This window comes from Streptomyces sp. NPDC058653 (assembly GCF_042716895.1).
Taxonomy (GTDB): domain Bacteria; phylum Actinomycetota; class Actinomycetes; order Streptomycetales; family Streptomycetaceae; genus Streptomyces.
Map to the genome: position 1 here is coordinate 62,289 of NZ_JBHXRM010000045.1, position 10,451 is coordinate 72,739.

10 protein-coding genes are annotated in these 10,451 nt (G+C 72.3%); 6 read left to right on the top strand and 4 right to left on the bottom strand.

Annotated elements, in window-relative coordinates; all coding sequences use genetic code 11:
• The first annotated feature begins 65 nt into the window (after nucleotides 1–65).
• A complete protein-coding gene (locus ACFWU9_RS29955) occupies nucleotides 66–992 on the top strand; it encodes a proline dehydrogenase family protein (RefSeq protein WP_384323948.1) in 927 nt (308 codons plus the stop codon).
• A 57-nt stretch (nucleotides 993–1,049) separates the two neighbouring features.
• Nucleotides 1,050–2,681, top strand: coding sequence for an L-glutamate gamma-semialdehyde dehydrogenase (gene pruA / locus ACFWU9_RS29960; protein WP_384323950.1), 1,632 nt, complete (start codon nucleotides 1,050–1,052; stop codon nucleotides 2,679–2,681).
• Nucleotides 2,682–2,848: 167 nt separating this feature from the next.
• On the opposite strand, the gene ACFWU9_RS29965 is transcribed toward pruA, so the two are convergent.
• From ACFWU9_RS29965 to ACFWU9_RS29980, 4 genes are all read right to left on the bottom strand, one after another.
• Nucleotides 2,849–3,682, bottom strand: a complete 834-nt coding sequence (locus ACFWU9_RS29965) for a DUF1206 domain-containing protein (RefSeq protein ID WP_384323951.1) — start codon at nucleotides 3,680–3,682, stop codon at nucleotides 2,849–2,851.
• Between the two features lie 68 nt (nucleotides 3,683–3,750).
• The gene (locus ACFWU9_RS29970) at nucleotides 3,751–4,917 is read right to left on the bottom strand and encodes a lysophospholipid acyltransferase family protein (RefSeq protein ID WP_384323952.1); all 1,167 of its coding nucleotides are present in this window, start codon (nucleotides 4,915–4,917) and stop codon (nucleotides 3,751–3,753) included.
• A gap of 290 nt (nucleotides 4,918–5,207) precedes the next feature.
• Nucleotides 5,208–6,104, bottom strand: a complete 897-nt coding sequence (locus tag ACFWU9_RS29975; RefSeq protein ID WP_384323954.1) for a phosphatidate cytidylyltransferase — start codon at nucleotides 6,102–6,104, stop codon at nucleotides 5,208–5,210.
• On the bottom strand, nucleotides 6,101–6,676 hold the full coding sequence (locus ACFWU9_RS29980; protein ID WP_384323956.1) for a CDP-alcohol phosphatidyltransferase family protein: 576 nt from the start codon (nucleotides 6,674–6,676) through the stop codon (nucleotides 6,101–6,103). Before ACFWU9_RS29980 ends, ACFWU9_RS29975 begins: the two co-directional genes overlap by 4 nt.
• A gap of 101 nt (nucleotides 6,677–6,777) precedes the next feature.
• Here ACFWU9_RS29980 and ACFWU9_RS29985 point away from each other — a divergent pair, with 101 nt between their 5' ends.
• From ACFWU9_RS29985 to ACFWU9_RS30000, 4 genes are all read left to right on the top strand, one after another.
• A complete protein-coding gene (locus ACFWU9_RS29985) occupies nucleotides 6,778–7,323 on the top strand; it encodes a GNAT family N-acetyltransferase (RefSeq protein WP_384323958.1) in 546 nt (181 codons plus the stop codon).
• 375 nt (nucleotides 7,324–7,698) lie between these two features.
• A complete protein-coding gene (locus ACFWU9_RS29990; protein ID WP_329381097.1) occupies nucleotides 7,699–7,827 on the top strand; it encodes a hypothetical protein in 129 nt (42 codons plus the stop codon).
• A 126-nt stretch (nucleotides 7,828–7,953) separates the two neighbouring features.
• A complete protein-coding gene (locus ACFWU9_RS29995; RefSeq protein WP_384323960.1) occupies nucleotides 7,954–8,994 on the top strand; it encodes a 3-isopropylmalate dehydrogenase in 1,041 nt (346 codons plus the stop codon).
• 228 nt (nucleotides 8,995–9,222) lie between these two features.
• Nucleotides 9,223–10,326, top strand: coding sequence for a branched-chain amino acid aminotransferase (locus ACFWU9_RS30000; RefSeq protein ID WP_384323962.1), 1,104 nt, complete (start codon nucleotides 9,223–9,225; stop codon nucleotides 10,324–10,326).
• Nucleotides 10,327–10,451: the final 125 nt, after the last annotated feature.

The following is a 10,451-nucleotide window of genomic DNA, read 5'->3' on the forward strand; positions in this document are numbered from 1 at the left end:
TCTCCGTGCCGTCCCCGGGCGTTCCCGCCCCGTACGGCCTGCTCTTTCTCCCATGGAGGTGCCCTGTGCTGGGTCCCGTGATTCTCGCCGCGTCGCGCAGCGACCTCATGCGGCGTGCCGTCTCGGCCGCGCCGGTCACCAGGCCCGTCGTCGACCGCTTCATCGCCGGCGAGACGGTCGACGGTACGACGCCCGTCATCCAGGACATGGCCGACAGCGGCCTCGAAGTCACCATGGACGTCCTCGGGGAGGACATCACCGACCGGTCGGCGGCGCTGCACGCCCGCGACGCCTATCTGAAGCTGATCGAGGCCCTCGCGCCGCTGGGGCTCGGCGCCCGCGCGGAGATGTCGGTGAAGCTCTCCTCCTTCGGGCAGGCCCTGCGCGACGGCCACGACCTGGCGCTCCGCAACATCACGACCGTCGTCGAGGCCGCCACCGAGATCGGCACCACCGTTACGCTGGACATGGAGGACCACACCACCGTCGACTCGACGCTCGCCATCCACCGGACGCTCCGCGAGCGCTTCCCGGAGACCGGCGCCGTCGTCCAGTCGTACCTCTTCCGTACGGAGGACGACTGCCGGACCCTCGCCGCCTCGGGATCGCGCGTCAGGCTCGTCAAGGGCGCCTACAAGGAGCCCGCGCGGGTCGCCCACCAGGACAAGGGCGAGGTCGACAAGGCGTACGTGCGGTGCCTCAAGACCCTGATGGCGGGCAGCGGCTACCCGATGGTCGGGTCCCACGACCCGCGCCTCATCGCGATCGCCCAGGAGCTCGCCGTAAGGGCCGGACGCAAGCACGACGCGTACGAGTTCCAGATGCTCTACGGCATCCGCGAGGCCGAGCAGCGGCGACTCGCGGCCGAAGGCCACCGGATGCGGGTCTACATCGCGTACGGCACCGACTGGTACGGCTACTTCATGCGCCGGCTGGCGGAACGCCCCGCGAACCTCGCCTTCTTCCTGCGTTCGCTCGCCACCCGCGGCTGACGCGCCGCCCCGACCGTCGACCGTAAACCGTCTACTGATCAAGGAGATGCGGCCCTCATGGACGCTGTGACCCAGGTCCCCACGCCGGTCAACGAGCCGGTGCACGGCTACGCCCCCGGCTCCCCGGAGCGCGCCCGCCTCGAAGCCAAGCTCAAGGAGCTGGCCGACCACCCCGTCGACCTGCCGATGACCATCGGCGGCGAGAAGCGGATGGGTGGCGGCGAGCGCTTCGACGTCGTGCAGCCGCACAACCACCAGGCCGTCCTCGGTACGTACGGCAACGCCACCGAGCAGGACGCGCGGGACGCCGTCGACGCCGCGCTGGCCGCCGCCCCCGGCTGGCGCGCGATGTCCTTCGACGACCGCGCCGCGATCATCCTGCGCGCCGCCGAGCTGCTGTCGGGCCCCTGGCGCGAGACGCTGGCCGCCTCGACCATGCTGGGCCAGTCGAAGACGATCCAGCAGGCGGAGATCGACACCCCCTGCGAGCTGATCGACTTCTGGCGCTTCAACGTCTCGTACGCGCGCGGCATCCTCGCCGAGCAGCCCGTGGCCAACTCCACCGGCGTGTGGAACCGGCTCGACCACCGCCCCCTCGAAGGCTTCGTCTACGCGATCACGCCCTTCAACTTCACCGCCATCGCCGGCAACCTCCCCACCGCGCCCGCGCTCATGGGCAACGTCGTCGTGTGGAAGCCGTCGCCGACGCAGACCCACGCCGCCGTGCTCCTGATGCGTCTTCTTGAAGAGGCGGGGCTGCCCAAGGGCGTCATCAACCTGGTGACCGGCGACGGGCTGGCCGTCTCCGACGTGGCGCTCAACCACCCCGAGCTGGCCGGCATCCACTTCACCGGCTCCACCAAGACCTTCCAGCACCTGTGGAAGACGGTCGGCGGCAACATCGAGAAGTACCGCTCCTACCCGCGCATCGTCGGCGAGACCGGCGGCAAGGACTTCGTCGTCGCCCACCCGAGCGCCGACCGAGGTGTCCTCAAGACGGCGTTGACCCGGGGCTCGTTCGAGTACCAGGGCCAGAAGTGCTCGGCGTCCTCGCGCGCGTACGTCCCGGCCTCGATCTGGAACGACGGTTTCCAGGAGGAGTTCGCGGCGGAGGTCGACGCCATCGCCATGGGCGACGTCACCGACCTGTCGAACTTCATCGGCGCCGTCATCGACGAGCGGGCCTTCGCGAAGAACAAGGCCGCCATCGACCGCGCCGCCGCCGACCCGGCGTGCACGATCGTCGCCGGTGGTACGTACGACGACTCCGTCGGCTACTTCGTCCGCCCCACGGTCATCGTCTGCACCGACCCGGCCAACGAGGTCTTCACGACGGAGTACTTCGGCCCCGTCCTCGCCGTCCACGTCTACGAGGACGCGGAGTACGAGTCGATGCTGGCGCAGATGGAGTCGGTCTCGGCGTACGCGCTCACCGGCTCCGTCATCGCCGGTGACCGCGCGGCGGCGGCCGACGCGATGGCCAAGCTCCGCTACGCGGCGGGCAACTTCTACATCAACGACAAGTCGACCGGCGCCGTGGTCGGCCAGCAGCCCTTCGGCGGTGGCCGTGCCTCCGGCACCAACGACAAGGCGGGCGCGCCGCAGAACCTCATGCGGTGGACGCTGACGCGCTCGATCAAGGAATCGCTCGTGTCCCCGACGGACTACCGCTACCCGCACATGGGCTGAGTGGCGGCCCCGTCCCCGTAACCCCCGCCCCCGTGCCGGCCCCAACCCGGTACGGGGGCGGTGTCTTCCTCAGCGATGCCGCCGCCCCGCCTCTTCACGGAGGCGGGGCGGCGGCATGCGGCAGTGGGCCTCGCGGCACGGGCCTCGTGGGCTCAGCCCTTGCTGGCTCAGACCTTGCGGTAGCGCGCCATACCGAACGAGAACAGGCCGAAGAGCACGAGGCCCAGCGCGACCAGTGCCAGCAGCCAGGGGCCGGCAGGCGTGTCGGTGAAGGAGCGCAGTGTGTCGTCGAAGCCCTTCGCCTTGTCGGGCTCGTAGTCGACGGCCGCCTTGACCACGAACCAGCCGATGGCCGCGAACAGCAGTCCGCGCGCCAGTCCGCCGCCGACCCCGGTCACGTCCATGAAGCGCTTCGCCTTGTGGGACATCTGTCCGAGCTTCAGATGCTTGTGATACGACCGCTTCGCGGCGCGCACCCCGATCCACAGGCCGGCGGCCAGGATGCCGACGCCCGCGGCGCCGACCAGCCACTGGCCCGCGGGCAGCTCCAACGCCCTGGCCGTGACGTCCTGCGACTGCTGGTCGCCCGACGAGCCGCTCTTGTCGCCGGCGGCGAAGCTGAGCACGGAGTAGGCCACGAAGCCGTAGAACACGAAACGCGCCGCGGACAGCAGCCGCTTGCTCGCCTTGTGGCCGTCGGGCCCCGAGGCGCCGAACAGCGCCTCGGACAGCCGCCACAGGGACATGCCGACAAGACCGATGCCCAGGGCCCACAGGACGAAGGAGCCCATCGGCTTCTCGCCGATCTCGGCCAGTGCCCCACCGCGGTCGGCCTGCTTGCCGCCACCGCCGAAGGCGATCTGGAGCGCCAGCAGCCCGATCAGTAGATAGATCACGCCGCGCGCGGCGAAACCCCAGCGCGCCGCGGCGTCCATGGCCGAACTGTTCGCGGCCTGGCGGCCCTTGCTACGACCTCTGAGTGACATCGCCTGTACGTTCATGTGGCACCCTCCCCATCGTCGGTCGGGTGCCCCCGCGCCGGACGCGGAAACGGGGCGGGGGCCCGCGCTCAGCTCCAGCCCGCCACGATCAGCGAGAGCCCGGCGGTGAAGGCGGCACCGAGCAGGGCGACGTACGCGCTGTAGTGGCGGCGGAAGCGGCGCAGCAGCAGACCGAGCGCGGCGAAGGCGGCACCGGCCGTCAGTGTCCGCGAACCGCGCGCCTGCGCGGACCGCGCGAGCCAGTCGGCCGCCGGTGTCCCGGCGCGGCCCGCCTCGGCGGCGTACACCTTGAACGGGATGCCGTTCCACGGCTGGTGGCGTACGGCGCGAGCCGACTCGACCGCCAGCTCGTGCCGTACCTCCGCGCGCATCCGGTCCGTCGTCAGTGGGGCGGGCAACTGGAGCCCCGTGTTCGCGAGTTGGAGGGCCAGAAGCCCGCCCGCGAGGCTTCCGGCGAGTGCGGCGAGGGAGAGCCGCAGCGCGGCTCGGGGGACCGCCACGCAGGCGACGCCCAGCAGGAGTTCGGGCATCAGCGGCCAGCTCAGCGCCTCCGCGCAGGCCCAGGCGAAGGCCAGCAGCAGTCCCCGGCGGGACGCCGCCACGGCCGCCACCCGGCGCCGTACGGGGGAGTCGGGCAGCGGCTCCGAACCGGTACGGGCGTGCAGCGCCGCGACCGCCGCCCGGGCGTCCTCCGGCGTCGCCGACGGCGGCAGTGGCTCGCCGATCCGCACCCGCACCAGCGAGGAACGGAGCCGCCCGTGCTTGGGCAGCAGCCGGTCCGTGCCGCCGATGCCCACCGGTACGACGGGGACACCGGCGCGCTCGGCGAGCACCAGGGCGCCGCGGTGGAAGGCGCCGACGGCGCCGTCCGCCCCGCGCGTGCCCTCGGGGAAGAGGACGACCGCGCCGCCGGCCCGCAGCCCGTCCGCCATGCGCAGCAGGTCGTCCGTGCCGCCGCCGGTACGCCGTACCGGGAACCCCGCGGCGAGCACCCGGCAGACGCGGCGCCGCCACGGGGAGGCGAACCAGTAGTCGGCCGCCGCGCCGATGGCCGGCCGGTGCCGGGCGTCGAGCGCCGCGAGCAGCGCGGCGGTGTCCGCGTGCGAGGAGTGGTTGGCCACAACTACGCACCCACGGGGCGGCAGTTGACCGTGCCGCCGCACACCGCCGGTGAGCGTGAGGACGAACCACCACAGGGCGCGGCGCAGCACCGAGCCGAGCCGCGACGGCGACACGGCGGGCGTCGGTGCGGGCCCCGGGCCGCCAGGCCCACCGACGACAGTGCCACGCCCGTCCCCACGCCCACGCCCCGGTCCACGCAGCCGACCCCGACGCCCGCCCCGTCCCTCGCCCCGCGTCCCGCGCTCGCAGAGCCCGCCGGGTCGGCCGCCCGCGTACGCGACAGCCGCCGCGCCCGCCCCGGCCCCCGGGCGCCCCCGCCGGTGTCCGACGACGCGCGTCCTGCGCCCCCGTAGCAGTCGTCGCGGCGTCGAACGTCCCGCCCCACGGGCAGAGATCCGTGCGGTCATACCGTCACCACCATCGCGAGCAGGAGAGCCAACAGCAGGGAGTCGATCCGGTCGAGCAGCCCGCCGAAGCCCGGCAGCCAACTGCCCGCGTCCTTCACGCCCGCCTCCCGCTTGACCATGGATTCGAGCAGGTCGCCGAGCACACAGCCGACCAGCACCGCCGCCCACAGCAGCGGCGTGAAGGCGCCGACGGCGGCCAGGGCGAGCGCGGTCGCCCCCGCGGCGCCCAGCACTCCCGCCCACGTCTTGCCGGGGGAGAGGGGCGACAGACGCCGGGCGAGCGGCCGGCCGCCGGCCGACGAGGCCCCACGCCCCAGCGCCGTACCGCCGCACCACGCCCCGATGTCCCCGAGCGCCACCGCCAGGCCGACCGCGACCGCCGTGTCCCCGAGCACCACAAGTCCCATGAGCGGGACCGGAATCCACCACAGGGCGAAAACGGTGCGCGCGGCGCGGGTGAAGCCCCCTCCGTCATCGCCCGCCAGCAGCGCCGGCAGCGCCGCCGCCACGAACAGGAGCGCCACCACCCGCAGGTCGATCGCCCCCGGGTCCACCGCGTCCGGCACCAGCCACGCGAGCGCCGGGAGTACGACGGCGGCCACGGCCAGCACGGCGTGCTCCGCGCGGGGGAGCCCCGCCATCCGCACGTACTCGCTCACCGCCGTCACCCCGAGCGCCGCCGCCAGCGCGCACGCGCCCCCGGCCCCCAGGAACAGCGACCCGAGGAACACCGGCGCGGCGATCGCCCACGTCCGCCAACGTCTGCGCAGCTCCGCCCGCATCGTGACGCGCCCCGGCAGCGCCGCCACCGCGACGCCGCTCGCCCCGAGGACGCCCGCGACGAGGGGGACGGCGCGCCCCACGGTCTCGCCCGCGACCAGGACACCGCTCATGCGAGCTCCTTCCAGACCCAGCCGAGGCGGACGACCGCGGTCAGCGCCGAGCCCACCGCGATCACGATGAGCACCGGCACCGCCCAGCCGGTCGCGGCGGCGATGACGACGAGCAGGCAGCGTTCGGTCTTGCCGACGGGGCCGCCGTTACGGCGCGGGGCGCCCGCCGCCGCACCCGCGAGGGACACCCAGGACGGCAGCGTTGCCGCCAGCCCCGCCACGGCGACCAGCCACAGCGGTGCGAGCGCGAGGAAGCCGGCGAGCACGACCAAGTCGGCCCCGCGGTCCCCGAGTTCGTTGAGGACGGCGCCGCGCCGGGTCGTCCGGCCGGTGTCCCGGGCCAGCGCCCCGTCCAGATTGGCGAAGGCCAGCCGGGCGGCGAGGAGGACGGCGACGGGGAGCGCGGCGAGCGGTCCGGCGGGCAGCCAGGCCACGGCGGCGCCCGCACCGGCCGCGCTGACGACACCCGCCGCGGTGAGCGTGTCGGGCGACACCTTGCGACGGACGAGGGCGGCCCGGACTCCGGAGAGCCGAGCCGCGTACCAGGGCTTGAGTGCGTAAAGGCCGTTCATGTGCCCAACTGTCGCGGCAGGCACGTTTTTTCGACATGGAGGAGCTACTCAACTGAGCACTGAGTACATGCGCGGGCCCCCGGCCTGGAAGAGTGAGACGCATGTCATATCCGCTGCGCACCGCGCACACCTTCGAACTCGACCCGGCGACCCTCGGCGAGATCCGCCTCCTCCTGGACGACGCCTTCGACGGGAAATTCAGCGACGAGGACTGGACCCACGGGCTCGGCGGCGTCCATGTCCTCGTACGGGACGGGGCGGGCGGGCTCGTCGCGCACGGCAGCGTGATCCAGCGCCGGCTGACGCACGCGGGACAGTCGTACCGCGTGGGCTACGTGGAGGCTGTCGGCGTCCACCCCGACCGGCGCGGGGAAGGGCTCGGCGGACGGGTCATGGAGGTGCTCGAGCGGGTCGTCAGCAGGGCGTACGACGTCGGCGCGCTCGCCGCCTCCGAGCTGGGCTCCCGGCTCTACCGCTCACGGGGCTGGCATCAGTGGGACGGCCGCGTCGAGGTGTTGAGCCCGGACGGGGTGGTGCGGCTGCCGGAGGAGGAGGGGGCGACCTTTCTCTGGCCGGTGCCCGATCGCGAACTGCCGTCCCCCGACCACGCGCTGGTCTTCGACTGGCGCGACGGCGACGTGCTGTAGCGGGCCGCCCCGACGTCGCACCGGCCTCCGGCCCGGACGACGGTCCGGCCCTCCTCCAGCCTCCTCCGGCCGGCCGAGCACCGGGCAGAGCGTGCCGCCCCTGACGTCGTCGAGGCCCGCTCCGGCGAGGGCCTGATCAAGGCCGCCGTCTCAGATAGTAGGAAGTCCGACTAACTGTGGAGACAGAACGGCCCGGCTCCTTTAGCTTTGTAGGAGCCGAACGACTCGCTTGATCCAGCGAACGGCGGACGTGAGCGATCGCCCTCACGCAGGCAACCCCTGCGGCGCGAGCTCCCCGCCCAACCGGCGCCCAGCAGATGCCTCGTACGGCACCCCCAGGCCCTACGCCTCAGCTGTTTCAAGGAGTCGATGATCATGGCCGAGACGACAGTCCGCCGCGTCCGTCACCACGCCCGCGGCAACGAGTCGGACCGCAAGAACGCCGCAGCGGCCCTCCAGCGCGCCCTCGACCGCAGGGACAACGGCGGTTCCACCGGCCACTGAGCCGGAACGGGCCCCGTCGGTCACCCGCGCCGATGCCCACGGACACGCACGGTGCCCACGGACACACGCTGTCCGAATCGTGGACCACGCGTGTCAGGCACTGGGACGCGCAGTAAGGTGCCCGTCATGTCTCGCAGCATCAATCTCGCAGTGATCCCCGGTGACGGCATCGGCCAGGAGGTCGTGGCCCAGGGCCTGAAGGTCCTCGGCTCCGTACTCCCGCAGGATGTGAAGCTGGAGACCAAGGAGTACGACCTCGGCGCCCGGCGCTGGCACCGTACCGGGGAGACCCTCCCGGACGCGGAGCTCACCGCGCTCAAGACGCACGACGCGATCCTCCTCGGTGCCATCGGCGACCCCTCCGTGCCGTCCGGGGTCCTGGAGCGCGGGCTGCTGCTGAAGCTGCGGTTCGCCTTCGACCACTATGTGAACCTGCGGCCGTCGAAGCTCTTCCCGAACCAGGCCACACCGCTGGCCGGCCGTCCGGACATCGACTTCGTCGTCGTACGCGAGGGCACCGAGGGTCCGTACACGGGCAACGGTGGCTCCCTGCGCACCGGTACGCCCGCCGAGGTGGCCACGGAGGTCAGTCTCAATACGGCGTACGGCGTGGAGCGTGTCGTGCGCGACGCGTACGAGCGTGCCAACTCCCGCCCCCGCAAGAAGCTGACGCTTGTCCACAAGAACAACGTCCTCGTGTACGCGGGCCACCTCTGGAAGAGGATCTTCGACCGGGTCGGCCAGGAGTACCCCGACGTCTCCACCGACTACCTGCATGTCGACGCCGCCACGATCTTCTTCGTGACCCAGCCCGAGCGTTTCGACGTGATCGTCACCGACAACCTCTTCGGTGACATCCTCACCGACCTCGCCGCTGCCGTGACCGGCGGCATCGGCCTGGCGGCCTCCGCGAACATCAACCCCGACCGGGCGTTCCCGTCCATGTTCGAGCCCGTCCACGGCTCGGCGCCGGACATCGCGGGCCAGGGGAAGGCCGACCCCACGGCCACGATCCTCTCGGTCGCGCTGCTGCTGCGGCATCTCGGCTTCGACGCCGAGGCCGCCCGTATCGAGGAGGCCGTCGCGGCCGACCTCGCGGAGCGCGGCAGCGCGACCCGTACGACCGACGAGATCGGTGACGCGCTCGTCGTACGAGTAGCGGGCTGACCCGCCGACGACTTCCATAGCCGCCGGGTCACAGCATCCGGCGGCTGTGCTTCGCGGCCACCGGGTGCCACCATCATCCGTAGGGCCGTGTTCACCCCGTTGCATCTCCGGCTGAGCCGCGCGCCACAATGGCGGTGGGCCGTAGCATGAGGGAAAGCTCGGACGTCCTAGTACCTGTAGCGGCGTGAGCGCGGTCCGTCATACACAACCGGTGAAGGACAAGAACTCATGACCACGCCCACGACGCCGCTGCCCACGATCGCGCTCAAGCCCTCGTCGAATCCGCTGTCCGACGCGCAGCGCGAGGCGATCCTGGCCGCTCCTGGTTTCGGCCGCCACTTCACCGACAACATGGTGACCATCAGATGGACCGAGGGGCGCGGCTGGCACGACGCGCAGCTGGTGCCCTACGGGCCGCTCTCGCTCGACCCGGCCAACATGACCCTGCACTACGCGCAGGAGATCTTCGAGGGGCTGAAGGCGTACCGCCGCGCCGACGGCACCATCGCCACCTTCCGGCCCGAGACGAACGCCCTGCGCTTCCAGGTCTCGGCGCGCCGGCTGGCGATGCCCGTGCTGCCTGCCAAGACCTTCATCGAGGCGTGCGACGTGCTGGTGCGGCAGGACCAGGCGTGGGTCCCGCCGTACGGCGGCGAGGCGTCGCTCTATCTGCGGCCGTTCATGATCGCGACCGAGGTCGGCCTCGGGGTGAAGCCGTCGAACGAGTACCTGTTCCTCGTCATCGCCTCCCCGGCCGGCGCCTACTTCCCTCGCGGTGTGAAGCCCGTCTCGGTCTGGCTCTCCGAGAACTATGTGCGCGCCGTCCCCGGCGGTATGGGCTTCGCCAAGACCGGCGGCAACTACGCGGCGTCGCTGCTCGCGCAGGCCGAGGCGGCGGCCGAGGGCTGCGACCAGGTCGTCTGGCTGGACGCGCTGGAGCACCGCTACGTCGAGGAGATGGGCGGGATGAACCTGTACTTCGTGTACGGGGACAAGATCGTCACTCCCGAACTCACGGGCTCGCTGCTGGCCGGCATCACCCGCGACTCCCTGCTGAAGCTGGCGAGCGATCTCGGCTACTCGTCGGAGGAGCGCCGTATCTCCACCGAGGACTGGCGTCGCGACACCGAGAACGGCACCCTCACCGAGGTCTTCGCGTGCGGCACCGCGGCCGTCATCACACCGGTCGGCCTCGTCAGGTCGACGGGCGGTGAGTGGGTGCACGCGGACGGTGAGCCCGGCAAGGTCACGATGAAGCTGCGCGAGGCGCTGCTGGACATCCAGACGGGCCGGTCGGAGGACACCCGCGCCTGGATGCACCGCGTGGTCTGACGCCCCGTCGCCGGCCCCGTCGCGGCACCCGGTCCTGGGCCCCGGCCCGGACGCGGACCGTCCCCTCGCGGGGGACGGTGCCCCGCCCGATGGGACCGACCGGTGGGCCACGGGGGCGAACGGAC